This is a genomic window from Pseudomonas putida (assembly GCF_003228315.1).
Lineage (GTDB): Bacteria > Pseudomonadota > Gammaproteobacteria > Pseudomonadales > Pseudomonadaceae > Aquipseudomonas > Aquipseudomonas putida_S.
The window spans coordinates 2,573,137-2,598,511 of sequence record NZ_CP029693.1 but is presented as its reverse complement, the minus strand read 5'-3'; the positions used below and the strand labels follow the sequence as shown (position 1 = coordinate 2,598,511).

The 25,375-nt window shown below is 59.6% G+C and carries 23 protein-coding genes and 4 tRNA genes; 13 read left to right on the top strand and 14 right to left on the bottom strand.

All coding sequences use genetic code 11. The features are described 5' to 3' along the window. Positions 1-139 precede the first annotated feature (139 nt). A complete protein-coding gene (locus DKY63_RS11900; protein WP_110964271.1) occupies positions 140-676 on the bottom strand; it encodes a TetR/AcrR family transcriptional regulator in 537 nt (178 codons plus the stop codon). Positions 677-818: 142 nt separating this feature from the next. On the opposite strand from DKY63_RS11900, the gene DKY63_RS11895 reads away from it, so the two are divergent. The 3 genes from DKY63_RS11895 (at position 819) to DKY63_RS11885 (ending at position 5,267) form a co-directional block, all read left to right on the top strand. After that, positions 819-2,009, top strand: a complete 1,191-nt coding sequence (locus DKY63_RS11895; protein WP_110964270.1) for an MFS transporter — start codon at positions 819-821, stop codon at positions 2,007-2,009. 121 nt (positions 2,010-2,130) lie between these two features. After that, complete coding sequence (locus tag DKY63_RS11890; RefSeq protein ID WP_110964269.1) at positions 2,131-3,282, top strand: TDT family transporter; 1,152 nt, start codon at positions 2,131-2,133, stop codon at positions 3,280-3,282. Between the two features lie 110 nt (positions 3,283-3,392). Continuing rightward, positions 3,393-5,267, top strand: a complete 1,875-nt coding sequence (locus tag DKY63_RS11885) for an MFS transporter (protein ID WP_110964268.1) — start codon at positions 3,393-3,395, stop codon at positions 5,265-5,267. 115 nt (positions 5,268-5,382) lie between these two features. Here DKY63_RS11885 and sugE read toward each other — a convergent pair whose 3' ends face one another. From sugE to rdgC, 3 genes are all read right to left on the bottom strand, one after another. After that, a complete protein-coding gene (gene sugE, locus DKY63_RS11880; RefSeq protein WP_110964267.1) occupies positions 5,383-5,697 on the bottom strand; it encodes a quaternary ammonium compound efflux SMR transporter SugE in 315 nt (104 codons plus the stop codon). 119 nt (positions 5,698-5,816) lie between these two features. Further along, positions 5,817-6,782: a bile acid:sodium symporter family protein gene (locus DKY63_RS11875; protein ID WP_110964266.1), complete on the bottom strand. Its 966-nt coding sequence runs from the start codon at positions 6,780-6,782 to the stop codon at positions 5,817-5,819. Positions 6,783-6,919: 137 nt separating this feature from the next. Then, entirely contained in the window at positions 6,920-7,840 is a 921-nt protein-coding gene (rdgC, locus tag DKY63_RS11870; protein WP_110964265.1) for a recombination-associated protein RdgC, read from the bottom strand. Between the two features lie 160 nt (positions 7,841-8,000). Between rdgC and DKY63_RS11865 the strand changes: the two genes are divergently transcribed. The 4 genes from DKY63_RS11865 (at position 8,001) to DKY63_RS11850 (ending at position 8,538) form a co-directional block, all read left to right on the top strand. Next, a tRNA-Val gene (locus DKY63_RS11865) sits at positions 8,001-8,076 on the top strand. A gap of 19 nt (positions 8,077-8,095) precedes the next feature. Further along, a tRNA-Asp gene (locus DKY63_RS11860) sits at positions 8,096-8,172 on the top strand. Positions 8,173-8,370: 198 nt separating this feature from the next. Beyond that, positions 8,371-8,446, top strand: a tRNA-Val gene (locus DKY63_RS11855). 15 nt (positions 8,447-8,461) lie between these two features. After that, positions 8,462-8,538 (top strand) — tRNA-Asp (locus tag DKY63_RS11850). Between the two features lie 209 nt (positions 8,539-8,747). On the opposite strand, the gene DKY63_RS11845 is transcribed toward DKY63_RS11850, so the two are convergent. Next, entirely contained in the window at positions 8,748-9,884 is a 1,137-nt protein-coding gene (locus DKY63_RS11845; protein ID WP_110964264.1) for a catalase family protein, read from the bottom strand. 16 nt (positions 9,885-9,900) lie between these two features. After that, the gene (locus DKY63_RS11840) at positions 9,901-11,703 is read right to left on the bottom strand and encodes a di-heme-cytochrome C peroxidase (RefSeq protein WP_110967910.1); all 1,803 of its coding nucleotides are present in this window, start codon (positions 11,701-11,703) and stop codon (positions 9,901-9,903) included. Positions 11,704-11,971: 268 nt separating this feature from the next. On the opposite strand from DKY63_RS11840, the gene DKY63_RS11835 reads away from it, so the two are divergent. The 5 genes from DKY63_RS11835 (at position 11,972) to DKY63_RS11815 (ending at position 14,667) form a co-directional block, all read left to right on the top strand. Next, positions 11,972-12,688, top strand: a complete 717-nt coding sequence (locus DKY63_RS11835) for an FKBP-type peptidyl-prolyl cis-trans isomerase (RefSeq protein WP_110964263.1) — start codon at positions 11,972-11,974, stop codon at positions 12,686-12,688. Between the two features lie 289 nt (positions 12,689-12,977). After that, complete coding sequence (locus tag DKY63_RS11830) at positions 12,978-13,433, top strand: YkvA family protein (RefSeq protein ID WP_110964262.1); 456 nt, start codon at positions 12,978-12,980, stop codon at positions 13,431-13,433. Between the two features lie 116 nt (positions 13,434-13,549). Then, complete coding sequence (locus DKY63_RS11825; protein ID WP_110967909.1) at positions 13,550-13,891, top strand: helix-turn-helix domain-containing protein; 342 nt, start codon at positions 13,550-13,552, stop codon at positions 13,889-13,891. Continuing rightward, positions 13,888-14,259 (top strand): hypothetical protein, encoded by a 372-nt coding sequence (locus tag DKY63_RS11820; protein ID WP_007898892.1) that lies wholly within the window; start codon positions 13,888-13,890, stop codon positions 14,257-14,259. The genes DKY63_RS11825 and DKY63_RS11820 overlap by 4 nt, the downstream gene beginning before the upstream one ends. Next, entirely contained in the window at positions 14,260-14,667 is a 408-nt protein-coding gene (locus DKY63_RS11815) for a sel1 repeat family protein (protein ID WP_110964261.1), read from the top strand. A 20-nt stretch (positions 14,668-14,687) separates the two neighbouring features. Here the strand turns inward: DKY63_RS11815 and DKY63_RS11810 are convergent, their stop codons facing one another. Both DKY63_RS11810 and DKY63_RS11805 read right to left on the bottom strand, forming a co-directional pair. Then, positions 14,688-16,478: a bifunctional diguanylate cyclase/phosphodiesterase gene (locus tag DKY63_RS11810; RefSeq protein ID WP_110964260.1), complete on the bottom strand. Its 1,791-nt coding sequence runs from the start codon at positions 16,476-16,478 to the stop codon at positions 14,688-14,690. A gap of 144 nt (positions 16,479-16,622) precedes the next feature. Next, the gene (locus DKY63_RS11805) at positions 16,623-18,704 is read right to left on the bottom strand and encodes a carboxy terminal-processing peptidase (protein WP_204354325.1); all 2,082 of its coding nucleotides are present in this window, start codon (positions 18,702-18,704) and stop codon (positions 16,623-16,625) included. Between the two features lie 139 nt (positions 18,705-18,843). On the opposite strand from DKY63_RS11805, the gene DKY63_RS11800 reads away from it, so the two are divergent. After that, positions 18,844-19,806 carry a zinc-binding dehydrogenase gene (locus DKY63_RS11800; RefSeq protein ID WP_110964258.1) on the top strand — a complete coding sequence of 321 codons (963 nt, stop codon included), beginning with the start codon at positions 18,844-18,846 and terminating at the stop codon, positions 19,804-19,806. A gap of 115 nt (positions 19,807-19,921) precedes the next feature. On the opposite strand, the gene DKY63_RS11795 is transcribed toward DKY63_RS11800, so the two are convergent. The 6 genes from DKY63_RS11795 to DKY63_RS11770 form a co-directional block, all read right to left on the bottom strand. Continuing rightward, the gene (locus DKY63_RS11795; protein WP_110964257.1) at positions 19,922-20,575 is read right to left on the bottom strand and encodes an HAD family hydrolase; all 654 of its coding nucleotides are present in this window, start codon (positions 20,573-20,575) and stop codon (positions 19,922-19,924) included. 34 nt (positions 20,576-20,609) lie between these two features. Further along, positions 20,610-21,599: an ABC transporter ATP-binding protein gene (locus tag DKY63_RS11790; RefSeq protein ID WP_110964256.1), complete on the bottom strand. Its 990-nt coding sequence runs from the start codon at positions 21,597-21,599 to the stop codon at positions 20,610-20,612. Then, on the bottom strand, positions 21,596-22,396 hold the full coding sequence (locus tag DKY63_RS11785; protein WP_110964255.1) for an ABC transporter permease: 801 nt from the start codon (positions 22,394-22,396) through the stop codon (positions 21,596-21,598). The genes DKY63_RS11790 and DKY63_RS11785 overlap by 4 nt, the downstream gene beginning before the upstream one ends. Continuing rightward, on the bottom strand, positions 22,383-23,219 hold the full coding sequence (locus DKY63_RS11780; RefSeq protein WP_162634958.1) for an ABC transporter permease: 837 nt from the start codon (positions 23,217-23,219) through the stop codon (positions 22,383-22,385). The genes DKY63_RS11785 and DKY63_RS11780 overlap by 14 nt, the downstream gene beginning before the upstream one ends. Positions 23,220-23,224: 5 nt before the next feature. Beyond that, the gene (locus tag DKY63_RS11775; protein ID WP_110964253.1) at positions 23,225-24,031 is read right to left on the bottom strand and encodes an alkaline phosphatase family protein; all 807 of its coding nucleotides are present in this window, start codon (positions 24,029-24,031) and stop codon (positions 23,225-23,227) included. 131 nt (positions 24,032-24,162) lie between these two features. Then, the gene (locus DKY63_RS11770; RefSeq protein ID WP_110964252.1) at positions 24,163-25,227 is read right to left on the bottom strand and encodes an ABC transporter substrate-binding protein; all 1,065 of its coding nucleotides are present in this window, start codon (positions 25,225-25,227) and stop codon (positions 24,163-24,165) included. Positions 25,228-25,375: the final 148 nt, after the last annotated feature.

The window sequence follows — 25,375 nt, the reverse complement described above, 5'->3', positions numbered from 1 at the left end:
CGTGGCGGGGTGTCGCAGGTGGGGTGTCAGTCAGATTCTTGGTGTTCGTGCAGTCGCTATCGCGAGCAAGCTCGCTCCCACAATGGACCGATGCAATAGCAAATTCCCTGTGGGAGCGAGCTTGCTCGCGATGGGGCCCTCACTGATTCAACGCAATCCCGATCAACCGATGCAACTCCTCAACCTCCAGCGGCGCCTCGGAAAACAGGATGCGAAACACGATGGGAGCGGCAATCATGTTGATCAGTCGATCGACATCGGGTTTGGGCTCATCCGGGTGGCGATCCAGAATGACCTGCAATTGCCCGCCAATGATCGTCGCGCAATAACTCGGTTTCAGGCTGGCCTGAATGTCACGCAGCATGTTGCGCCCCGGCGCCGAGCTCATTTCGTCCAGATACTGCTCCGCCCAGGCCCGCACATCGCCCGACAGGGTGCCGGTGCTGGCCGACTCGGTTTCCGGTTGCATGCGCGCCATGGCGACGTCCGCCAGAAGCGCCGACAAATCCCCCCAGCGGCGATAAATGGTCGAGGGCGTGACGCCCGCTCGCGCGGCAATCTGCGGCACCGTCACCGAGGCGCGATCCTGCTCTTCGAGGAGTTCGCGCACGGCGGTATGAATCGATTCTTGTACCCGGGCGCTGCGGCCTCCGGGTCGTAACGTAGGAGCGGTCATCACGTGTTTCCTGTTTCGTGCGCGACTGCGGTCTTGTCTTGAAAAGCCATTGCACGGGACCTTAACACAAAGAATTTGCTTTAAGCGCAAACCAGTAGCACACTCTGCAAAAGCAAAAAATTAGCTTTTGCGGAGCGTGCCCATGTCCAGTACCCGTTCAAACCGTGCCAGCCTGTGGTTTCTGGCCATCACCTTACTCAGTTTTCTCGCGGCTTCCACCGCGCCGACGCCGTTGTATCACCTGTACCAGGAGCAACTGCATTTCTCGGCGGCGGTGCTGACCCTGATCTTCGGCGTGTATGCCCTCAGCCTGCTGGTCGCGCTGCTGACGGTTGGCTCGCTGTCAGATCATCTGGGACGCAAACCGGTGATCTTCACGGCGGTGCTGCTCAACGGTGTGGCGATGCTGCTGTTCATCTATGCCGACAATGTTGCCTGGTTGATCAGTGCTCGGGTGCTGCAAGGTTTTGCCACCGGCATGGCGACCGCGGTGTTGAGCGCAACGTTGCTGGATACCGACCGCCAGCAGGGGCCTTTGATCAACAGCGTGGCACCCTTGATGGGCATGGCACTGGGTGGACTGGGTTGCGGTTTGTTGGCCGAGTTCGCGCCGGCACCATTGCACCTGACCTACTGGCTGCTGCTGGCGTTGTTCGTGATGCAAGCCCTGTACGTCTGGCGCTTGCCGGAAAGCGTCTCGCCACAGCCCGGTGCATGGTCGTCATTGCGCCCGACCCTGCATGTACCGGTGCAGGCGCGGCCTACCCTGTGGCGTTTGCTGGCGCTCAATACGGCGACCTGGGCGCTGGGCGGTTTCTTCGCCTCCCTGGCACCCTCGCTAGTGCGTGCGGCGACAGGCTCGACCTCGAACCTGATCGGCGGATCGACCGTGGCGGCGTTGACCATGACCGGCGCCCTGATGATTTTCACCTTGCGCAATCGGCCGGCCTCCCTGGGACTTCGGATCGGTGCCAGCTCGCTGCCGGTGGGTGTCAGCCTGATTCTGATGGGCGTGCACAGCGCCAGTCTTGGGTTGTTTTTCATGGGCACATTCATCGCCGGTTGCGGCTTCGGTGCCGGTTTCCTCGGTACGGTCCGTACTCTGGTTCCGCTTGCACTACCCCATGAGCGGGCGGGTTTGATGTCGGCGTACTACGTGCTCAGTTACCTGGCGTTCTGCCTGCCGTCCTTGCTGGCGGGCAATCTCTCCCACACGTTCGGCCTGGTCACGACCACTGATGGTTATGCCGCAGTGCTGATCATTCTGTCCCTGGGGGCGTTGCTGGCGATGATGCGACAGCGCACTGCCAATGTTTGCAATGCGGCGGGTTGAAATGGAAAGCGAGATAAATATCATCTGTAAAACCGATAACTTATAGAGATATTACCCGTTATATCGATATTCGATTCGGATCTATGATGGGCTCCACCTCACCAGAGGACAGGAGCCCACCATGACTTGCCCCAACACCGCCAAACCTGGCATCAAGCCTTTCACTCATCTGCAACACCCGCGCGAAGTGATTCGCCAGTTCACCCCCAACTGGTTCGCCGCCACCATGGGCACCGGGGTGCTGGCCCTGGCGCTGGCGCAATTGCCGGTCGCCAATCCGGTTTTACGTGCCGTGGCCGAAGCCCTCTGGCAGTTCAATATCCTGCTGTTCCTGTTGTTCACGGCGCTGTATGCAGCGCGCTGGGTGCTGTTTTTCGATGAGGCGCGGCGGATTTTCGGCCACTCCACGGTCTCGATGTTCTTCGGCACCATTCCCATGGGGCTGGCGACCATCATCAACGGCTTTCTGGTGTTCGGCCTGCCACGTTGGGGCGAGGGTGTGATTGCCCTGGCCGAAGCCTTGTGGTGGCTGGATGTGGTGCTGTCCCTGGCCTGTGGCGTGCTGATTCCCTACATGATGTTCACCCGTCAGGAGCACAGCATCGACCAGATGACCGCCGTGTGGTTGTTGCCCGTAGTGGCGGCGGAAGTAGCGGCTGCCAGCGGTGGCCTGCTGGCGCCGCACTTGGCTGACACCCATTCGCAACTGGTGGTTCTCGTGACCAGCTACGTGCTCTGGGCCTTTTCGCTGCCGGTGGCGTTCAGCATTCTGACGATTCTTTTGTTGCGCATGGCTTTGCATAAACTGCCCCACGAAAACATGGCTGCTTCGAGCTGGCTGGCGCTCGGTCCGATTGGCACCGGGGCACTGGGCATGTTGCTGTTGGGGGCCGACGCTCCGGCCATCTTCGCCGCCAATGGTTTACCGGGCATGGGTGAGATCGCTGCTGGCGTGGGCCTTGTCGCCGGCATCACTTTGTGGGGGTTCGGTCTGTGGTGGATGCTGATGGCGGTGTTGATCACGCTGCGCTATCTGCGCGCCGGCATTCCGTTCAATCTCGGTTGGTGGGGTTTCACGTTCCCGTTGGGCGTCTATTCTCTGGCGACGCTGAAACTGGCCAGTACCTTGCACCTGACGTTTTTCAGTGTCTTCGGTTGTGTGCTGGTGAGCCTGCTGGCGGTGATGTGGCTGATCGTCGGCAAGCGTACGCTGCAGGGCGCGTGGCGCGGCGAGCTGTTTGTCTCGCCGTGCATTGCGGGATTGAAGAAATAACCGTCCTGGTTTAGGTAATGTGTGGCCTGGATCGGCGTGGAGCGTTCCAATGGATGTACCCACGCAATGTACCCACGCCACTCTTTACCTAGATCAGGGACACATGGACGATGAGTCACCCCTCACAATTCAACTTGCTGCGCACACGGCGCTTTCTGCCGTTCTTCGTGACCCAGTCACTGGGCGCGTTCAACGACAACATCTTCAAGCAGTCGTTGATCCTGGCCATCCTGTACAAGCTCGCGATCGAAGGTGACCGCTCGATCTGGGTCAACCTGTGCGCGCTGCTGTTCATCCTGCCGTTCTTTCTGTTTTCGGCATTGGCCGGACAGTTCGGGGAAAAATTCGCCAAGGACGCACTGATCCGTCTGATCAAGCTCGGCGAAATCGCCATCATGGCGGTCGGCGCGGTCGGCTTCATGTTCGATCACCTGTCATTGATGCTGGTGGCGTTGTTCGCCATGGGCACCCACTCGGCGCTTTTCGGGCCGGTGAAGTACTCGATCCTGCCCCAGGCCTTGCATGAAGACGAACTGGTCGGTGGCAACGGTCTGGTGGAGATGGGCACTTTCCTGGCGATCCTCGCGGGGACCATCGGCGCCGGGATCATGATGTCCTCCAGTCATTACGCGCCGGTGGTGTCCACCGCGATCATCGGCATCGCCGTGCTCGGCTACCTGGCCAGTCGCGGGATTCCGCGGGCGGCGGCCGCTTCGCCGAAAATGCGCCTGAACTGGAACATCTTCAGCCAGTCCTGGGCCACCTTGAAACTGGGCCTTGGGCAGACCCCGGCGGTGTCGCGCTCGATTGTCGGCAACTCCTGGTTCTGGTTTGTCGGGGCGATTTATCTGACGCAGATCCCGGCGTATGCCAAGGAATGGATGCACGGCGACGAAACCGTGGTGCCCCTGATTCTGACGGTGTTTTCGGTCGGTATCGCCGTGGGGTCGATGCTCTGTGAGAGGTTGTCCGGGCGCAAAGTCGAAATCGGCCTGGTGCCGTTCGGCTCCTTCGGCCTGACCGTGTTTGGCCTCTTGCTGTGGTGGCATTCCGGTGGAATTCCGGACAGCGTCACTGGGCATGGCTGGATTGAAATCCTCGGGTTCGGCCATACCTGGCTGGTGCTGATCGACATCCTCGGCCTGGGTGTGTTCGGCGGCTTCTATATCGTGCCGCTGTATGCGCTGATCCAGTCACGTACCGCTGAGGGCGAGCGGGCGCGGGTGATCGCCGCCAACAACATTCTCAACGCGCTGTTCATGGTGGTCTCGGCGATTGTCTCGATCATCCTGTTGAGCATGGTCAAGCTGTCGATCCCGCAGCTGTTCCTCGTGGTGTCGTTGCTGAACATCGGCGTCAACGCCTACATCTTCAGAATCGTCCCCGAATTCACCATGCGTTTCATGATTTGGCTGCTCAGCCATTCCATGTACCGTGTGGAGCATCGCAACCTGCAGCTGATCCCCGATGAAGGCGCGGCGTTGCTGGTGTGCAACCACGTCTCGTTTGTCGATGCCTTGTTGATCAGCGGCGCGGTGCGTCGGCCGATTCGCTTCGTCATGTACTACAAAATCTACGACCTGCCAGTGCTGAACTTTATCTTTCGCACGGCGGGGGCGATTCCGATTGCGGGGCGTCAGGAAGATATCCAGATCTACGAACAGGCCTTCACGCGCATTGCCCGTTATCTGAAGGATGGCGAGCTGGTGTGCATTTTCCCTGAAGGAAAATTGACCGCCGATGGTGAGATCAATGAGTTCAAGGGCGGCTTGACGCGGATTCTCGAGGAGACGCCTGTGCCGGTTATTCCACTGGCGTTGCAGGGGTTGTGGGGGAGTTTCTTCAGCCGCGATCCGGCCAAGGGGTTGTTTCGGCGGTTGTGGTCGCGGGTGACTGTGGTGGCGGGGGAGGCGGTGTCGGCTGAGGCGGCGGAGCCAGCGAAGCTGCAGGTGTTGGTGGGGGATTTGCGAGGGGCCGTTAGATAGTCAGTGACTGGGCGGGCCTCATCGCGGGCAGGCTCGCTCCCACAGGATCGGTGGTGTGGCTGATACACCACCGACCCCTTGTAGGAGCGAGCCTGCTCGCGAAAGCAGTAGTCGCCTAGGCGCTAACCTTGAGCCCAACCAACCCGGCAACAATCAACGCCACACTGGCCAACCGCACCAGCGCCATCGACTCGCCAAACAGGATAATCCCGGCAATCACCGTCCCCACGGCACCCACACCTGTCCAGATCGCATAGGCCGTGCCCAGCGGTAATTCCTTCATGGCGAGGCCCAGCAAACCCAGGCTGATAGCCATGGCCGCGACGGTGAGGGCAGTGGGCAGGGGACGGCTGAAGCCGTCGGTGTACTTGAGGCCTACGGCCCAGCCGACTTCGAACAGGCCGGCGAAAAACAGAATGATCCAGGACATGAAAGACCTCCATCGGTTGACGGGGTCGTCCCCAGATTAATGACTCGATCGAGCCGCGAGGTCGTCCTCGCGTTGCGCAATATAGTGCCCAGCATTAATCCGGGGATCAAGTTTCCGACTCAGTCAGCGGCCTGCTGAGCGGCCATTTCCCGGTCCTGTTTCTCGCTCATGCGGCGGAAATACGTCGACAGCAGTGCGCCGGAAATGTTGTGCCAGACACTGAACAGCGCGCTAGGCACCGCCGCCAACGGCGAAAAGTGCGCGCTGGCCAAGGCAGCACCGAGCCCCGAATTCTGCATGCCGACTTCCAGCGCCAGGGATTTGCGCTGGGCCAATGGCAGCTTGAACAGGCGGCCGGTGAAGTAACCCAGCAGGTAACCGAAGCTGTTATGCAGCATGACCACGGCCATGATCAGCAGGCCGGATTCGGCAATTTTCGCCTGGCTGGCGGCGACCACGGCGGTGACGATGATCACGATGCTCACCACCGACACCAGCGGCAGCACGTCCACGGCGTGGCGAACACGCGCACCGAGCAGGCGCTGGGCCACGACGCCCAGCACAATCGGCAGCAGCACCACTTGCAGGATCGACCAGAACAACTCCATGAATGAAACCGGCAACCACGCGGACGCCAGCAGCCAGATCAGCGCCGGGGTCAGCAACGGAGCGAGGAGGGTGGTCACGGCGGCGATGGCCACCGACAGCGCCAGATCACCATGGGCCAGCCAGGTCATCACGTTCGACGAGGTGCCGCTTGGGCAGCAGCCGACCAGGATCACACCGACGGCGATCTCAGGCGGTAGATGAAACGCCTGACAGAGCAACCACGCCACGCCGGGCATGATCACGAAATGTGCCACCACCCCCAGGGCCACGCGCCAGGGATGACGGGCGACTTCGGCAAAGTCGTCGAGTTTGAGGGTCAGGCCCATGCCGAACATCACCACGCCCAGCAGCGGCACGATGGCGCCTTTGAGACCGATGAACCATGCCGGTTGCAGGAACGCCACGACGGCGAAAATCAGAACCCAGTAAGCGAAAGTGTTGCCGACAAAGCGGCTCAGTGCTGCCAATGCACGCATGGCTTGATCCTTGTTTTAAGTAACGCCACAAATCCCCTGTAGGAGCGAGCCTGCTCGCGATGGTGTGTCAGCCAAAGAGGGGCAACTGACACTCCATCGCGAGCAGGCTCGCTCCTACATTAGAGGCTCATCAGGCTTTAGATGCCCTGCGGAGTCTCTTCCCCACCCAACGCTTCAACCAGCGCCGGCAGGAAATCACCGAAGGTCAGCATCATCAGGGTGAAGCTGGCATCCAGCTGGCCCAGGGCCTCGTCGCCACCATCCTGTTCCGCCTGGTCTTGCAGCAGGTCTTCGAACTTCAGGCGCTTGACCACCATCTTGTCGTCGAGGACGAAGGACAGCTTGTCCTGCCAGGCCAGCGACAATTGGGTGACCACTTTGCCGGTGCTCAGGTGCAGCTGGATTTCTTCGCTGGTCAGGTCCTGGCGTTTGCAGCGCACGATACCGCCGTCTTCGTGGGTGTCGCGCAGTTCGCACTCGTCCAGCACGAAGAAATCGTCTGCGGCTTTCTGGGTGGTGACCCACTCGGTCATGGTTGCGGTCGGGGCCATCTTCACGGTCAGTGGACGTACCGGCAGGGTGCCGATCACTTCACGCAGGGTGGACAGCAAGTCTTCGGCGCGTTTCGGGCTGGCCGAGTTGACTAGGATCAGGCCCTGTTTCGGCGCGATGGCGGCAAAGGTCGACGAGCGACGAATGAAGGCACGCGGCAGGAAGGCCTGGATGATTTCATCCTTGATCTGGTCGCGTTCCTTTTTATAGACCTTGCGCATTTGTTCGGCTTCGATCTCTTCGACCTTTTCCTTCACGGCGTCACGCACGACGCTGCCCGGCAGAATGCGTTCTTCCTTGCGTGCGCTGACCAGCAGGAAATCACCGCTGACGTGTACCAGGGGCGCATCTTCGCCCTTGCCGAAGGGGGCGACGAAACCGTAGGTGGTCAACTCCTGGCTTGCACATGGGCGCGCCAGTTTGGTGGCCAGTGCAGATTCCAACGCCTCGGCATCAACAGGCAGATCTTGGGTCAGGCGATAGATAAGCAGGTTCTTGAACCACATGGGGTGACTCTCTCCTTTATACAAAGGGGGGCATTATTGTCTTCGCCGTGCCATAGGCCAACCCTTCTCTAAGCCTTTGGAAGGCATGAAAAAATTAATTAAAAAAGTGCTTGCCAGAGGTAGGGTCGCTCCGTAGAATGCGCGCCACACCGAACGTGAAGGGTGATTAGCTCAGCTGGGAGAGCGTCTGCCTTACAAGCAGAATGTCGGCGGTTCGATCCCGTCATCACCCACCATTCGCATTCAGTGTTACGCGCAGCGGTAGTTCAGTCGGTTAGAATACCGGCCTGTCACGCCGGGGGTCGCGGGTTCGAGTCCCGTCCGCTGCGCCATATTCGGTAACCTGGAACACTGAACGCCAGGTCACCACGGAAAAGCCCGCTGAAGCGGGCTTTTTTCTGTCTGAAGTTTGATGGTTGTTTCGCGGTTTGCATGGTTTCACGGGTTTTCAGATTTTTTTGAAAAATTTATCAATTAAATCAACACTTTATGAAAACCTGTGGCATAATGCGCCCCGCAACGAAGGTAAAGGGTGATTAGCTCAGCTGGGAGAGCGTCTGCCTTACAAGCAGAATGTCGGCGGTTCGATCCCGTCATCACCCACCACTTTCAACGCTACGCGCAGCGGTAGTTCAGTCGGTTAGAATACCGGCCTGTCACGCCGGGGGTCGCGGGTTCGAGTCCCGTCCGCTGCGCCATATTCGGTAACCTGGAACACTGAACGCCAGGTCACCACACGGAAAGCCCGCCTAGTGCGGGCTTTTTGTCGTCTGCAATTTGGCAATTCCCGTTCTTGTAGGAGCGAGCCTGCTCGCGATGGTCGTCAACGATAACGCGCGCTACCTGGCACCCCGTGATGTGCTCAGGTTTTTCGCGAGCCTGCTCGCTCCTACAGTTCGATGTTGGTTTATTGCCCCGCATTACGGGCATGGCGGTAATCGCTGACAGCTTCATACACTGCCTTGCGCAACCGGTTGATGCCGCCAATGGGGCGGTGCGCTTCAATGCCGAACCAGGGATTGAACGACAGGTTGTCGCATTGCAGGTTCAGCGCCGGCGTGTCGAAATCCTGTGCCGGCACTGTGATCTGCGCCACCGTCTCAAAGGGTGCATCGCTTTCGCGCCACTCGATGCTGGTGTCCTCGATCGGCATGTATTTATTCGCGTCCTGACGCTGGATCTGCAGGACGAAGCAGGCAGCAATCCGATCGGTCGACAGTTGCTGATTCAACGCACTTCTCAAGAAATTCGGCAACTTCTCGTTTTGTGCCGGCAGCGTGTAGCCGGGGCAGTTTTGTGGATCGGGCATCACGCGAAACTTGGCATTGGCTTCGCCGAATTTGTAGGGCGAAACCGAAAAATAAGTCGTTTGCGTCGGGCTTGGCGGAGCAGGGGACAGGGTTGCCAGCGCAATGAACAAATGACGAACCTGCCATTTGAACGGGTTCCAGCCCGGAAAAAACGCCATGATCTTTTTTCCGTCCGCCTGCGCCGCGACATTCTGACGATACTCGGCGACATCGCTGACGAAGAAGTTCGGATGACTGAACATCACGAAATCCTGTTCGTTTCGCTGCGGTTGATCACTCAACAATTGCTTGCCCGGTACATCGAGCAGCTTGATCGCCATGCCCCGGGCATCACGGATGCTGTCGAACTGCGGGTAAGCGTTGCCGTTGGATAGGCGCATGGTCGCCTGCCAGGTTTTTCCCGGCTCACTGAACACACCCTGGCGAAGCTCGCCCGGCAGATCCGACAGCACCTGCACTTGTGCCTTCACGCAGCCGTGGGCCTTGGCGTGGGCATCGCGTAAATAACGGGTGTTTTCCCGGTGCTGGTCGACGATGCGCACGGCGGTCTGAATGACGCCCTGAGTCATGGCCGCTTCGCCATCCGGAATCAATTCCTGCGCCGACACCGGGCCGTGGTGCTGCCAGGCGAACCACGCCGAGGCCAGCGCCCAGCCTAGCAATCCAAGCCCCAGCAACCAGAGCAATGTCTTGCCGATAAAGGCACCCATACGCAGCCAGAGGCTCTTCAACATTCAAAATTCCTTTTGATCATGGCAGCTGCGATTCCAGCGGACCGCCCAGCACCTTCAGGTACTCCAGCAACGCCCAGCGCTCCTGCGGTTGCAGCAGGCGGCCGATCACGCCGTTGCCAGGCTTGCCGGCGCGAAACTCGTGACCGCTGTTGTGGTTGCCGGTGATGCTCGTGTCGAACAGGAAGCCATTGGTAAAGGCTTCGGTGCGATAACCCAGATGCTGCGGGTCATATTCGAAGGTGCCTTTGTAGAAGGTCGTCGCGCGTTCATCCTGCGGCGAAAGCAGTTGATAGAGGTTGGGCACCGAACCGTTGTGCAGGAACGGCGCTGTTGCCCATACGCCCGCCAGGGGGCGAGCCTTGTAGGCGCGCAATTCGCGAACACCGATCGGCAGGCCGAAACCATCCATCTGCGGTCGCTCGTCCGGGGTGATGCCCGCTTCGCGATACGCGCGGTTTTCGACGAAGGCTGTGACATAAGCCAGGCCCTTGGCCACCGACATCTTGCTCAGATCCAGTGGCTTGGTGGGCTTGGGTTGTACGTCGAGGTTCAACAGGTCTTGTTGATTCCATTGCAGCGCAGTCAGATCGAAGCGGTAGTCGGCGATATTGTTGGCGGCATTCGGGTCGGTGCCGATGACATCCACCGGGAGCATTTTCAGATGCTGTACGAAGCGACCTTCCTCTTGGGTTACACGGGGGACGTGGCAGCCGGCGCAGTTTTCGCTGAACAGCGCGCGACCTTTGGCGGCCAGGGGTTTGTCGATGGCTCCCAGCAGCGCCTCCGGCCAGGCGGGCGGTTCCAGGCGCTGGAGGGTTTCTTCGATCAGGTGCAAATCGCGCACGCGAACGCTTGACGGGTAACGGTCATCGCCCATCAGGGGTTGTCTGTTCTTATCAAAGAAATTCAGAGTGGCGCCTACACCCAAGGCTTCACCGATATTGCGCGCCATGGGCTGCTTGGCGGAGCCATTCCATTGCACCCATTCGAATGTCCACATGTCCCACAGTTGCGGGTAGTCGACAGGGGCATTGGCCACGCGGTAGTTGGCGGGGGAAATGGCATCGCCGAAGGTCGCGTTGGCGATGCGTCCGAAGGCATCGGTACGTCCCGGGCCTTCTTCGGTCGGGTAGAGCCCACGGTGAGTGTCGTTCCAGGCCACCTTCAGGAAGGTGTCCAGGGAACGTTTGAATTCCTTGCGCAACTGTTCATTGCGCACGTCGTAGTCAGCGCCCAAAACTTTTCGCGCAAAACGCTCGAATTTCCAGGGGTTGTAGTAAGTCGACGCCAGACTTGCGACCAGGGCTTGTCCGAAACTGCCACCTTTGAGCGTAGGAACGCTGGACGGCAACACATGTTGAGCAGAACCGCCGTCGATACGCACCGCCTGACCTTTGAAGCGCAGCTCTCCGGTGTGGCAGGCGGCGCAAGTAATATCCAGAAAAGTATCCGTGCCACCGGGGTTTGTATGCCGAGCGAAACCGACCGGCAAGTTGCCGGGGTTGTTCTCGGTGGGTTTTTGCTTGGGGTCGATCAGAAAGCCGAAGCGCGCCAAGTATTCCGGGGCAGCAAAGCGCTCTTGGGAGAACGGCAGTTCAAGCGCCGTGAACCACTCATAACGCAAGCCTTTGACTTGGGTGCCCTGAGGGGTGAAGTAATAGGTCTGGCGATCGTCCGCGCTCCACTGATCCAGGTAGTGCACCTGCTGCGCCGGGGTCCAGAGCGGCAGTTTCGGGTTGGCGACGTAATATAGAACCACTGCCAGAACCGCACCCAGCAGAGCAACAATCACAATCAGCAAGCGGAAGAAGAGGCGCAAGATGAACATCCTTGTCGATTTATTCTTCCGTTATGCCTGAGCGTTTGGGGTGCGGCAAGAGGCCATCACGCCAGATTGGCGGGCGGTGCAAACTTTGTGTGCGAGAGTCAGATGACAGAAGTTTCATCATCTACACTGCGAAAAGCGTTTAAACACCTGAACTTATCGCAAATGTCCGGCTCTCATGCCGGTAGCCATTGGTCGTGGCCGCCTGATAAGCTCGCGACTTTACTCGATTGCCCTTTAGGCGAATGAACAAGGAAATAGCATGAAACAGCATCGGTTGGCGGCGGCGGTGGCCCTGGTTAGCCTGGTACTCGCGGGTTGCGACTCGCAAACCAGCGTAGAGCTCAAAACCCCGGCGCAAAAAGCTTCCTACGGCATTGGCCTGAACATGGGCAAGAGCCTGGCTCAGGAAGGCATGGATGACCTGGATTCCAAAGCCGTAGCCCAGGGCATCGAAGATGCCGTCGGCAAGAAAGAGCAGAAGCTCAAGGACGAAGAACTGGTTGAAGCCTTCGCCGCGCTGCAAAAGCGTGCTGAAGAGCGCATGGCCAAGATGAGTGAAGAGTCGGCAGCAGCCGGCAAGAAATTCCTCGAAGAAAACGGCAAGAAAGCAGGTGTCGTGACCACCGCTTCCGGCCTGCAGTACGAAGTGGAAAAGAAAGCCGATGGCGCTCAGCCGAAGCCGACTGACGTAGTGACCGTTCACTACACCGGCAAGCTGACCAATGGCACCGTTTTCGACAGCTCCGTCGAGCGCGGCAGCCCGATCGATCTGCCGGTCAGCGGTGTGATTCCGGGTTGGGTCGAAGGCCTGCAACTGATGCACGTGGGCGAGAAGTACAAGCTGTACATTCCTAGCGAACTGGCTTACGGCGCGCAAAGCCCAAGCCCGGCAATTCCGGCCAACTCGGTGCTGGTATTCGACCTGGAACTGCTGGCGATCAAGGATCCGGCAAAAGAAGAAGCTGCCAAGCAATAAGCGGCACTTTCGAAAACAACGCCTCGCACTTGCGGGGCGTTGTTGCATCTGGGGTTCATCACGGGTAAACAAAACGAACAGATGCTGTAGGTCACAGTCATAGGCTTTGTAGGACCGGGGTAACCGTGACCGACCGCCAAGTCAATGAAATATTGGGTTTTTTTTGATGAGTAAAAAACGCCCGATCTAAGCTCAGCCCTTGTGCAGCGGGGCTTTCAGCCATGAAAAGCAGCTCTGTTCACAAGGTTATCCACAATTTGTGTGGATAACATTTCCGTTGGAGAGTCCCATGAAAGCACCCTGGAATTTTGCTCGTTTCCTGCCACTGGCCGGACGCCTGCTGGCACGTGGGCGCTTGCCGACCCTGCTGTTCGCCGTGGCCGCCAAAGGTGCCAGCCAAGGCAATCGGCTGGGCAAACTCAAGGACGATCTGCGCCTGCTGCAAGCACTCTGCCTTGCTTACTGGCGTGGTGAGTATCGTGCGATCAGTCCCAAGGCGATGGTTTCGGTGGTGGCGGGGCTGATGTATTTCCTGAGTCCCGTGGATGCGATTCCGGATTTTCTGCCCATGTTCGGCATGCTTGATGACATTGCCGTGCTGGGTTGGCTGATGAAAGTTCTGGACGATGAACTCACCGCCTTCCGAATCTGGCGCAAGCGTCAGGCGCCAGAGAAGCTCGTACTGGTGGAGCGTCTGCCTGCTACGCCCGAGCAACTTCAGCTGCAAGGGCCGAAAAACCGCTAAAAGTTGATCAAACCCCCTCCATAGTTAGATACCCCCCGCGACCTTGGCCGCTGTTAGGATTACACTTCTAGGGAAAAGTGCCGACTCGCTAAGTGTTTTTGTCCTACGGGGTAGTCATGGATATTCAGATAATTACACGCGAAGGCGAACCCGAATATGCGGTTCTGCCATGGGCTCAGTATCAGGCTCTACTCAAGGCTGCAGGCATCAACGAAACACCGTCGCGTCCCGCCCCGGCGCCGCTTGCGACAGCCCAGGACCCGATTCTTCCAGGTCTTGATCAACTCCGCAGTTTGCGTGAAGGAAAGGGCATCGCCATCGAGGTGCTCGCCCGCACGGTAGGCATCAGCCCGTCTTATCTGGCCATGATCGAAAGTGGCGAGCGTCAGCCCGACGCCGCGATTCGCCGCAGCCTGGCCTGGGAATTGACGGTGCCAGGGTGGAGGGATGAATTGTGAGTGTACGCATCAGTCGTCAACACTGGGACGGATTGCTGGGCGAGCTGGATCAGGCGCGTCGTCAGCGTCACCTCTTGACTTATCGTGCGTTGCTGGAGCGTTTGCAGCTGCCTACGCCAGCCATGCAAACCCTGACGGCCGCGCTTGAGCATCTGGCGGCACTGGACGCCAGGGCCGAACAGCCCTTGCGCAGTTCGCTGGTGATCAGCCAGGGGGCCAGTCGCCTGCCACGCACGGGGTTCTTTGAATGTGTCGAGCGCTTGGGGCGATTTTCCGGACCGTCCGATGGCGTCGCGGCAGCGTCCTGGCATGCGTCGGAAGTGGTGCGGGTGTTCGAGTACGAGTACCCCGAGTCGGCGGAGGCCTGAGTGTTTTTGCGGCTCAAGGCGCGGGTCGGTTACTGGCTGGCGCGCAGGTTGTTTCATTGGCCGTGGTTTGTACGCCAGCCCCGTGGCTGGCGCTGGCTCGAAGGCCAGTTCGCGCGAATGGCGAACCTGGGCGATGTCGACGCCCAGAGCTTCTATGGCCACATTCTGACCTTTCGCGGTGTCGGACTTGGCGCGCGGGAAGAGGGCATTCGCTTGTTGCGCCTGGCGGCACTGGCGGGTGATGGCAAGGCGGCCTATCAGGTCGGGGTAATCAGCCTGGCGGGTAGCCCGACCAAGGCGCCCGACCCTGGTGAAGCGGCGCGCTTCTGGGGTATTGCGGCGAAGGCGGGGCATCCGCTGGCGCAGATCAAGCTTCAGGAGCTGGCCGGCCGTGATTCGATGAAGTGACAGCGATGCTGTCATCGGATTCAGCGATGACCTGCCAGCATCTCAACTTCAGGCCTCGGCGCCACCAGGCTATCAATCACATGCACGCTATACCCCGGCACATTCTTCGCGTGATGTTTGGCCTGGGACGCCATTTCCGCCAATTGGCTGGCATCGATGGCTGTGCAGGCGTCGGGACGCAAGAGCACCACGCCAATGGACAGCGACAACAGCGGGAATTCCTGGCGTACACCCTGACGGTTGAGGGCGATGAAGCAACCCGCTTCAAGGTGTTCGCTGCGATAGAAGCGTCGGCACTGGCTCTTGAAGTCATCCAGTAGCTGGTTCAAACGTTTGCGCCAATCTTCCGGGCCAAGCACCAACAGGAAATCATCGCCGCCGATGTGGCCAACGAAATCGCGGGACGGGTCGACGCGTTCGTTCAGGCATTGCGCCAGGCACAACAGGACTTCATCCCCGCGGCCATAGCCGTAGATGTCGTTGAAGGGTTTGAAGCTGTCGATGTCGACGTAGCAGATCACCGATTCGCGTTGCTGTTGCAGCAGCCGTGTCAGGCATTGCTGGATCGGCACGTTGCCGGGCAACAAGGTCAACGGGTTGGCGTAGCGGGCCTGCTGGATTTTCAGTTCGGTGATCAGCTTGAGCACATCGATCACCCGCCCCAGGCCCAGGTAGCTGCCGTTGAGGGTGATGATGAAATCTTCTTCGATGCGTTGCCGGGCGCGGCTGGTAATCAGGCGGCTGACCTGCTGCAGCGACTGACTCAACTCGACGGCGAGGAAGTCATCGCTCATCAGCCGGCTGATGGGTTTGCGCGCAAACAGGTCGGTGGCAAACGGCTTGAGCAGGGCGTCCGAGAGCGAGTGCCGATGGACGATGCCACAGGGCTGGCCATGCTCGTCCAGCACCGCCAGCGAGTTCAGGTTGGCCTGGCGGCGAAAGGCTTCCAGGACGTTGGCAGTCGGGGTTTCTCGGTCCACTGCAGGCTGGTCGTTGAGCAGGGCGCTGAGGTCGCTGGCTTCGTCGCTCAATACGACTGCGGAGCTGTCCTGTCTAGGCATCAGGGTGCGTGCCTCCCGTGGCGGGTGCTCCTGCGGACGACACAGCAGATAACCCTGGACCAGATCGACGCCCATCTCCGTCAATACCGCCAGTTCTTCAGGCAACTCGATGCCTTCGGCAATCACCTGCGCCCGTGAAGCCTTGGCGATTTGCAGGATCGAGCCGACGAACTCGCGTTTGAGTGCATCCTGGTGAATCCCGTCGATGAAATGACGATCGATCTTCACGTAATCCGGGCGCAATTCAGACCACAGGCGCAAGCTCGAATAACCTGCACCCAGGTCGTCCAGGGCAATGGAAAAACCCATCGCCCGGTAGTGATGCAGTGCATTTTGCAGCAACTGGAAGTCGTCGATCGGCGTCTGTTCGGTGAGCTCGATGACCACCTGACTGGGCGGAATGCCAAAGTCTTGCAGCAGTTGCAGGGTTCGCCCCGGTTGATGCGACGATTCGAGCAGGGATTCGGGGGACACGTTGAGGAACAGCTTGCCAGGCAGTTGCTGTTCGCTGAAGCGGCGGCAAGCGCTTTGGCGGCAGGCGATCTCCAGTTCACTCAAGCGGCCGGCCTGACGGGCCACGGCAAACAAGGTGATGGGGGAGTGCAGCGGACTGTTGGACGGGCCACGGCTCAAGGCTTCGTACCCGAGAATTTGTCGCTCGGAAAGGCTGATGATCGGCTGGAACAGACTGTGCAAACCGCCTTGAGTCAGAATTGAGCTCAACGCACTCAGCTGTTCGGTTGTGGTCATGGCGTTCTCTGGCGATAAAAAAAGGGCCGGGCGGGCTCTGATAAGAGAGCACGCCCAGCCCGTTATTTCACGACAGAATGATGACTGTTTGATGACGCTCCGAGGAGCGTCAGCATTAATTTGCCATCACTTGCCGGTAACCGATCAGTGCTTGGCCACCGCGGTGTTGAGCTTGAGGTAATCCAGCAGGATGCGCCCGGTTTCGCTCAGGTAGGCATCGTCTTCCGGCTTGACCTTGTCCGGCTCGGCCGCAGCGGCGTCTTCGTCTTCTTTCTTCAGTTCCTTGAGTGGCTCTTCGCCCTTGGCCTTGCGACGGATGTTCTCCATGGCCAGTTGCTTGGCTTCGATGTCGGCGTGTTGTGCGCGACGCTCGGCTTCATTGAGGCTGACGGTTTTTTCGGTCATCAGCTTTTGCGCCAGGGCCAGCTTGTCGCGGATGAAGACGAACTCCGCGTCCTTGGCCGTACGCAGGTCATGCTCGGATTTGAGCTGGGCGATGTATGGCTTGAACGGGTCGACCGCAGGTTTGATTGCCGCTTTGATGGTGTCCCACGGCATGGCTTCCGGCAGGGCGCTTTCACCGATTTCCTTGGTGTCGATGATCGACGGGTAATCGATGTCCGGCAGTACACCCTGATGCTGGGTGCTCTGGCCGGAAACCCGGTAGAACTTGGCCAGGGTCAGTTTCAGCTCGCCATGGTTGAGCGGCTGGATGGTCTGTACGGTGCCTTTGCCGAAGGTCTGGCCACCGATGATCAGTGCACGGTGGTAGTCCTGCATGGCGCCGGCAAAAATTTCCGAAGCCGAGGCGGACAGGCGATTGACCAGCAGCGCCATCGGGCCTTTGTAGAACGCGCCAGGGTTTTCATCTTCGAGCACATCCACACGGCCATCAGCATTACGCACCAGCACCGTCGGGCCTTTGTCGATGAACAGGCTGGTCAGTTCGGTGGCTTCCTGTAAGGAACCGCCGCCGTTGTTGCGCAGGTCGATGACCACGCCGTCGACTTTCTCTTTCTGCAACTCGGTCAGCAGTTTCTTGACGTCGCGAGTGGTGCTCTTATAGTCCGGATCACCGGCGCGGAACGCCTTGAAGTCGAGGTAGAAGGCCGGGATCTCGATGATGCCGAGCTTGTAGTCCTTGCCATCCTGCTTGAGGTTGAGGACCGACTTCTGTACCGCCTGGTCTTCGAGCTTCACCGCTTCGCGGGTGATCGGCACGATCTTGCTGGTCTGGTCGTTCGGCGCGTTGCTGGCCGGAATCACTTCCAGGCGCACGATGGTGCCTTTCGGACCGCGGATCAGCTTGACCACTTCGTCCAGGCGCCAGCCCACTACATCGACCATCTCCTTGTTGCCCTGGGCAACGCCGATGATCTTGTCGGCCGGTGCAACCAGTTTGGTCTTGTCCGCCGGGCCTGCCGGTACCAGGCGCACGATCTTCACTTGATCGTTATCGCTCTGCAACACGGCGCCGATGCCCTCCAAGGACAGGCTCATGTTGATGTCGAAGTTTTCCGCGTTATCCGGCGACAGATAGTTGGTGTGCGGGTCGTAGGACATGGCGAAGGTGTTGATGTACGCCTGGAAGATGTCCTCGGCGCGGGTCTGGTCCAGGCGCGCCAACTGGTTCTTGTAGCGCTTGGTCAGGGTTTCCTGGATCTGCTTGGTGTCCTTGCCGGCGATCTTCTGGCGCAGGACCTCGTCCTTGACGCGCTTGCGCCACAGGTCGTCGAGTTCAGCGGTGGACTTGAGCCAAGGAGCGTCCTTGCGATCGATCAGCAAGGTTTCCTTGGTGGTGAAGTCGATCTTGTCGACGCCCTTGTTCAGCTCCGCAATGGCGAAGTCCAGACGCGCTTTGACGCGGTCCAGGTAGCGCTTGTAGATGGTGAACCCGGCGTTGAGGTCGCCGCTTTTGAGGAAGTCGTCGAACTGGGTTTTCCACTTGTCGAATTCGGCGATGTCGCTGGCCATGAAATAGCTGCGCGACGGATCGAGCAATTTCAGGTAGCTGTCATAGATGATCACCGAGCGCGCGTCATCGAGGGGCGGCTTGCTGTAGTGGTGGCGCTTGAGCAGTTCCACGACATTCAGACTGGCGATGACTTCGTCACGATCGGGCTGGAGCTTGTCCCAACTGTTGGCTGCAAAGGAGTTGCTCGACAACGGCAGCATGCCGATACCGATGAAAAGGGCGAGGGCAGTGCTGGGGAACAAACGCTTCATGTTGATTCGACGCGGGGACAATTGATAACGCATATTAGGCCGTCTTTTGAAGTCGCCGGTTCCACAAGAGCCGGTCGCATAATGCAAAAAGCCCGGCGCTAGCGCTTCGGGCTCAGTCCAGACTCACTATGGAGGCACTGTGAAAGCATTGCAAGGCGTTGACGGTCAAGTGGCGTGGGTAGAACAGCCCAGTCCTGCATGCGATGCAGGGCAAGTTCGCATTCGAGTGGCGGCTGCGGGACTCAATCGCGCCGATTTGTTGCAGAAGGCCGGTCTGTATCCGCCACCACCGGGGGCCAGCGAGGTGCTCGGTCTAGAGTGTTCGGGGGTGATCAGCGAGGTCGGCCCGGGCTCTTCCTGGCAGGTCGGGGATCGGGTTTGCGCCTTGCTGGCCGGGGGCGGGATGGCCGAAGAGGTGGTTGTCGACGGGCGGCACGTGTTGCCGGTTCCCGACGAAATGTCGTTGGCCGAAGCCGCCGCCTTGCCGGAAGTCTATGCCACGGTCTGGCTGAATCTGTTCCAGCTGGCCGCGCTCAAACCGGGCGAAAAGGTTTTACTGCACGCCGGGGCAAGTGGAATTGGTTCAGCCGCCATTCAGTTGTGCAAGGCCTTTGGTAACCCGTGCTGGGTCAGCGTCGGCTCCGCCGAACGCCTGGCCTACTGTGAAGCCCTCGGCGCCCAGGGCGGCGTGGTGCGCACCGACGATCTGGAGCGTCTGCGTGACCTGGGGCCGTTCGATGTCATCCTCGACCCCGTGGGCGGCAACTACGCGACGCTGAACGTGAAGCTGATGGCCGTGGACGGTCGCTGGGTGCTGATCGGTTTGATGGGCGGTCGCGAAGCCAAGCTGGACCTGGCGCAGGTGCTGGCCAAGCGTGTGCAGGTGCTGGGTTCAACCTTGCGCAGTCGCAGTGATCAATTCAAGGCGGATCTGATCAGTGACCTGCGTGTGCATGTGTGGCCGTTGTTCGCCGAAAAACGCCTGAGTCCGCAACTGGCCAAGGCCTTTGCGATCAAGGATGCCGAAGCGGCGTTTGCGGAGCTGGCGAGTAATACGGTGGCGGGGAAGGTGGTGTTGGTGATCGACGAAAGCCTGACGTAAACCTTGTAGGAGCGAGCCTGCTCGCGATGAATTTGAAGGCGACGCGTTTTGTCCGTCCACACGCGTTATCGTTCACGTCCATCGCGAGCAGGCTCGCTCCTACAAGGGGCGCCGGTTACTTCCAGAGATGGATAGGCCAGCCGGCTTTTTCAGCCTGTTCACGCAACACCGGATCGGGGTTGACCACGTGCGGGTAATCCACCTTCAGCAGCAACGGCAAATCATTGCGTGAGTCGGAGTAAAAGCTCGCGCCCTCCAGGTTTTCCTCTTCCGCATCCAGCCACTCCAGCAGCCGGGTGATCTTGCCTTCGCGGTAGGTCAGGGTACCGACGGTGTTGCCGGTGTAGACCCCGTGCGCCACTTCCAGATTGATGCCGAGAATCTCGTCGATCCCCAGGCGTTCGGCGATCGGTGCGACCAGGTGCACACCGGACGCCGAGATCACCAGGATGCGGTCTCCGGCCTTGCGATGTGCGGCGATGGTCTTGGTGGCGTCGCTGAAGATGATTGGCTCGATAAAGTCTTCGACCCAGGGGCCAACCAGATGCTCGACCTCAGCCGGTGTGCGCCCGATCAAGGGCTCCAGGCTGAAGGCCATGTAGTCCTCCATCGCCAGATGCCCCCTGCCGTAGGCATCCATCAGTTCCTTGTCGCGACGCAGGAAGGATTCGCCGTCGACCCAGCCGAGGCGGACCATCTGTTCGCTCCATAGCGATGCGCAATCGCCGTGGATCAGGGTTTCATCCAGATCAAAAATTGCCAGGGCCATCAGTGCAGTTCTCTCGTAAGCGTCAGCGAAGCCATCAGGCTACCTCACGCAGGGCCGTCGGATCGATGGAAAGTGCCAGGCGCTGACCATCGGGATGCAGATCGGCGCCCGAGCGGTTGAGCACGTCCACCACCAGTTCCACGCCCCGGGCTTCGACCCGGTAGCGGATCACGTTGCCCAGCAGGCTGTGACTGCGAATCTGTGCGTCCAGCTCGCCGTTCAAACTCAATTGAATGGCCTCCGGGCGAATCGCGATGCGATGGTTGATCGGGCGCTGTAGCAGTTTGGTCGCGCTCTCGGCGTCCAGCAGGTTGTAGTTGCCGATGAAGCCGGCGGCGAACACATCCACAGGGGCTGTGTAGAGCGTTTCGGCGTCGCCGCTTTGGACGATTTTCCCCTGGTTCATCAGGAAAATCCGGTCAGACATCGTCAGGGCCTCTTCCTGATCGTGGGTGACGAAAATCGTGGTCAGGCCCAGTTCACGCTGGATCTGACGGATCTGTTCGCGCAAGTGCTTGCGAATCCGTGCATCGAGGGCCGACAGCGGTTCATCCAGCAGCAACAGCCGTGGACGGGTCACCAGGGAGCGGGCGAGGGCCACGCGCTGGCATTGGCCGCCAGACATTTGATGGGGGTAGCGGGCGGCGAAATCCTGCAGCTCCACCAGCCGCAGCACCTCGGCCACGCGTTTCTGGCTGTCGTCGGCGTTGACCTTCTGCATGCGCAAGCCGAAGGCGACGTTTTGCTCGACGGTCATATTGGGGAACAGCGCATAGCTCTGGAACACCATGCCGATCCCGCGCTTCTGCGGACTCAAGGGCACGATGTCGACGCCATCGAGCAGGATCTTGCCGCCGTCCACCGGTGTCAGCCCGGCGATGCAGCGCAGCAGCGTGGATTTGCCGCAACCGGACGGGCCGAGCAGGGTGACGAACTCGCCTTTGTTGATCTCGCAGTTGATGTCGCTGAACACCGTGGTGCCCGCGTAATTTTTCTGCAGGTGTTGGACGCTGACATAGCTCATTCGCTTTTGTCCTTGTTCAAGATGTTGGCCGCCCAGGTCATAACCAGCACGAAGAAGAAGTAGGAAATCACCAGTGCACTGGTGAAGTGGCCGCTGCTGTTGCGCATGTTGTTGAGGTAGACCTGCAGGGTTTCGTAACGGGTGCCGACGAGGATGTTGGCGAACACGAACTCACCGAACAGGAACGAGAACGACAGCAGCAATGCGACCATCAGGCCTTTGCGCAGGTTCGGCAGCACCACCAGGATTGCCGCCTGAAAGGTGCTGGCGCCGAGCAACTGGGCGGCGTCCATGAGGTCGCGCAGGTTGATCGCTTGCAGGTTATTGGTGATCGCCCGGTACATGAACGGCAGCGCCACGGTGAAGTAGCAACCGATCAGGATCCACGGCGTGCCGACCATGGCGAGCGGCCCGGAGCCGTAGAGTTGCAGCAAGCCCACCGACGACACCACCGGCGGCACCGCGAAGGGCAGCAGGATCAGGATGTTCATCAGCGCATCGAGTTTCGGGAAGTGGTAATGCACCACGAACAGCAGGGGCAGAATCAGCACGACCGACAGCAGCAGTGCACCGACGCAGACCAGCAGCGACTGGCCGAAAGCACTCAGGAAACGCGGGTCACTCCACAGCTGCACATACCATTTGATGCTGAAGCCGCTGGGCAGGATGGTGGCCGACCAACTGCTGGAAATCGAATAGATAAAGGTGCCGAGCAACGGCAACAACAGGATGGCAAACAGCAGATAGACCACTACCCGGTGATAGATACCGACAGGGCCCAATTCAGCGCGAGACATGGTAGCTCCTCTTCAGCAGCAACTGATGCACCACGGTCACCAGGGTCATCAACGCCACCAGCACCACGGCCAGGGCACTGGCCAGGTTCGGGTTCAGGGAAATATCGCCCGAGACCATTGCCGCGATGCGGATAGGCATCACGTTGAAGTTGCCGGTGGTCAGGGCATACACCGTGGCGTAGGCGCCCAGGGCGTTGGCCAGCAGGATCACGAAGGTGCCGAGCAGCGCCGGGGTCAATACCGGCAGACCGATGTGGCGCCAGAACTGCCAGCCGTTCGCGCCCAGCAAGGCGGCGGACTCGCGCCAGTCTTCACGCAGCGCATCGAAAGCCGGGTAGAGCAGCAACACGCCAAGGGGGATCTGGAAGTAGGTGTAGAGAATGATCACGCCGGTTTTCGAGTACAGGTTGAAGTCCTGAATGAGTCCGGCCTGCTTGAGCATGATGGTGAAACTGCCGTTGAAACCCAGCAGGATGATGAACGCGAACGCCAGGGGCACGCCGGCGAAGTTGCTGGTCATGTTGGCGAAGGCGTTGACGAAGTTGCGCAGTTTCGAGTCGACCCGGCGCAGGGAATAAGCGCCGAGTACCGCGATGATGATGCCGAAGACGCTGGACCAGAAACTGATCTCGAGGCTGTACTGGATCGCTTGCAGATAGAACTTGGAGCTGAAGATTTTGCTGAAGTTGGCGATGCCCCAGCCGGACTCTTCCGACTCCAGGCTGTTGATCATCACCCACACCAGCGGGGCGATTTCAAACACGATAAAGAACAGTGCGAAAGGCACCAGGCACAGGGCGGCGAGCCATTTGCCGCGGGTCATGGCATTCACTTGAGCAGCTCCCGGCACACGGGTTTGTCGTGGGGGACACCCAGCAGATCGCAGACCGTGCCGCAAATCTCGGTCTGTTTCGGTGCCGCGTCGGGGTTGAAACTGAACGCATCGCCGAGCACGAACAGCGGCACTTCACGCTCTTCGGGCAACAGGCCGTTATGGGAGCGATCGTTGTTCATGCCGTGATCGGCGGTCACCAGCACCTGATAGCCAGCGTCGAGCCAGCCTTGCAGGTAGTCGGCGATGATGATGTCCGCCGAGCGTGCGCTGTTGCGGTACTGCGGGGTGTCGAGGCCGTGCTTGTGCCCGGCGTCGTCGATGTTCATGGGGTGCACCAGCAGGAAATTCGGCGTGTGGCGCAGGCGCAGGTTTTCGGCGTCGGCGAACAGGTGCGAATCGGGGTAATGATCGCTCCAGTAGAAATGTCCGTGCTGGATCGGCAGGTCCGGGTTGTCGGTGTGACGATCCCGTGCCGCCACGAATGGCGAGCGGTTGTACAACTCACTGACCCAGTGATACGCCGCCGCAGCGGTGGTAAGGCCGGCGTCGGTGGCGTAGTGATAAATGCTGCGCTGGTTGGACAGGCGCGAGATGTTGTTGTGCACGATGCCGCTGTCGATCGGCGTGACGCCGGTCAGGATGCATTCGTACAGCGGTCGGGACAGGGCCGGCAATGCGCACTCCAGCTTGTAGAGCGCTGCGCGTCCTGCGCCGACATAAGCCTGCAGGTGCCCCATGGCGTGGCGGGCGACCTGATAGTTGAGGCCGTCGAGCACGACAAGGATGACGTTGTGCTTCATAGGGGCGGAACTCCGTGGGTGCTCTCAAAACCTGTAGGAGCATTGCTTGCTCGCGATGGCATCAACTCTGATCCATCGGATAGACCGAGTTGCCTGCATCGCGAGCAAGCTTTGCTCCTACAGATGAAGCATTACTTCATTTCAACGATAACTTCTTCGTTCCACTTCTGAGGCAGCGCCTTGGAGGTCTTCTCCCACGCGTCCGCGTCCTTGATCGGCGTGACTTTCTTGTACTGCTCGTTCGGCAGCAGCTTGGCCTGCACTTCGGCTGGCAGGGTCAGGTGCTCGGCGCGGATCGGACGGGCGTTACCCTTGGCCAGGTTGATCTGGCCGGCGTCGCTGAAGATGTACTCGCGGGCCAGCTTGGCGGCGTTCGGGTTCTTGGCGTATTTGTTGATGATGGTGGTGTAGCCGGAAATCACCGAGCCGTCGGACGGAATCAGCACCACGTAGTCATCCGGGTTGGCCATCTTGGCCTTGTAGCTCAGGCCGTTGAAGTCCCAGACCACGCCGACTTCGATCTCGCCTTTTTCCATGGTGGCGATGGTCGGGTTGGCCATCGACAGGCGACCTTGCTTGGCGATATCGGCAAACAATTTCAGCGCAGGGTCGATGTTTTTCTCGTCGCCACCGTTGGCCAGTGCGGCAGCCAGAACGCCGTTGGCAGCTTGAGCAGCGGTGCTCACGTCACCGATGGAGACCTTGTATTTACCGCCCTTGAGGTCAGCCCATTTTGTCGGTGCTTCGGAACCGTGCAGCAGCTTCTTGTTGACGATGAAGGCGATGGTGCCGGTATAGGCCAGGGCCCAGTGGCCGTCCTTGTCCTTGGCCCAGGTGGGTACCTGATCCCAGGTGGATGGCTTGTAAGGCTGGGTCACCCCCTGTTTCGTTGCGATCGGGCCGAAGGCGGCACCGACGTCGCCGATGTCGGCGCTGGCGTTGTCTTTTTCCGCGGCGAACTTGGCGATTTCCTGGGCCGAGCTCATGTCGGTGTCGATGTGTTTCAAACCGTAGTTCTTGGCCAGGTCGGCCCAGGTGTCTTTCCAGTTGGCCCAGTCATCGGGCATGCCGACACTGTTGACCGCGCCTTCTTTTTTCGCAGCGGCTTCCAGGGTTTTCAAGTCATCGGCCGCCATGGCGGCGGTGCACATGGCAATGGTCGAACCTAACAGTGTTGCCAGGAAAAGCTTTTTCATTCCGAAGCTCCTATGGGCGTTTTCAACGCTGCGATTGCGGTTGTGTTGGTCTAGGTCAGCAATACCTGAGCCAATCTAAGGGCCCTCGATGACACTTTGATGTCGTTCGTCGCCCGAACTGGCTTTTATTTGCCCGGCATTGGCGGGT

Bases quoted from the DNA above. Each gene is read 5' to 3' on its own strand.
- DKY63_RS11900 (WP_110964271.1), bottom strand. From the start codon at position 676: ATGACCGCTCCTACGTTACGACCCGGAGGCCGCAGCGCCCGGGTACAA.
- DKY63_RS11895 (WP_110964270.1), top strand. From the start codon at position 819: ATGTCCAGTACCCGTTCAAACCGTGCCAGCCTGTGGTTTCTGGCCATC.
- DKY63_RS11890 (WP_110964269.1), top strand. From the start codon at position 2,131: ATGACTTGCCCCAACACCGCCAAACCTGGCATCAAGCCTTTCACTCAT.
- DKY63_RS11885 (WP_110964268.1), top strand. From the start codon at position 3,393: ATGAGTCACCCCTCACAATTCAACTTGCTGCGCACACGGCGCTTTCTG.
- sugE (WP_110964267.1), bottom strand. From the start codon at position 5,697: ATGTCCTGGATCATTCTGTTTTTCGCCGGCCTGTTCGAAGTCGGCTGG.
- DKY63_RS11875 (WP_110964266.1), bottom strand. From the start codon at position 6,782: ATGCGTGCATTGGCAGCACTGAGCCGCTTTGTCGGCAACACTTTCGCT.
- rdgC (WP_110964265.1), bottom strand. From the start codon at position 7,840: ATGTGGTTCAAGAACCTGCTTATCTATCGCCTGACCCAAGATCTGCCT.
- DKY63_RS11845 (WP_110964264.1), bottom strand. From the start codon at position 9,884: ATGTTGAAGAGCCTCTGGCTGCGTATGGGTGCCTTTATCGGCAAGACA.
- DKY63_RS11835 (WP_110964263.1), top strand. From the start codon at position 11,972: ATGAAACAGCATCGGTTGGCGGCGGCGGTGGCCCTGGTTAGCCTGGTA.
- DKY63_RS11830 (WP_110964262.1), top strand. From the start codon at position 12,978: ATGAAAGCACCCTGGAATTTTGCTCGTTTCCTGCCACTGGCCGGACGC.
- DKY63_RS11825 (WP_110967909.1), top strand. From the start codon at position 13,550: ATGGATATTCAGATAATTACACGCGAAGGCGAACCCGAATATGCGGTT.
- DKY63_RS11810 (WP_110964260.1), bottom strand. From the start codon at position 16,478: ATGACCACAACCGAACAGCTGAGTGCGTTGAGCTCAATTCTGACTCAA.
- DKY63_RS11805 (WP_204354325.1), bottom strand. From the start codon at position 18,704: ATGAAGCGTTTGTTCCCCAGCACTGCCCTCGCCCTTTTCATCGGTATC.
- DKY63_RS11795 (WP_110964257.1), bottom strand. From the start codon at position 20,575: ATGGCCCTGGCAATTTTTGATCTGGATGAAACCCTGATCCACGGCGAT.
- DKY63_RS11790 (WP_110964256.1), bottom strand. From the start codon at position 21,599: ATGAGCTATGTCAGCGTCCAACACCTGCAGAAAAATTACGCGGGCACC.
- DKY63_RS11785 (WP_110964255.1), bottom strand. From the start codon at position 22,396: ATGTCTCGCGCTGAATTGGGCCCTGTCGGTATCTATCACCGGGTAGTG.
- DKY63_RS11780 (WP_162634958.1), bottom strand. From the start codon at position 23,219: ATGACCCGCGGCAAATGGCTCGCCGCCCTGTGCCTGGTGCCTTTCGCA.
- DKY63_RS11775 (WP_110964253.1), bottom strand. From the start codon at position 24,031: ATGAAGCACAACGTCATCCTTGTCGTGCTCGACGGCCTCAACTATCAG.
- DKY63_RS11770 (WP_110964252.1), bottom strand. From the start codon at position 25,227: ATGAAAAAGCTTTTCCTGGCAACACTGTTAGGTTCGACCATTGCCATG.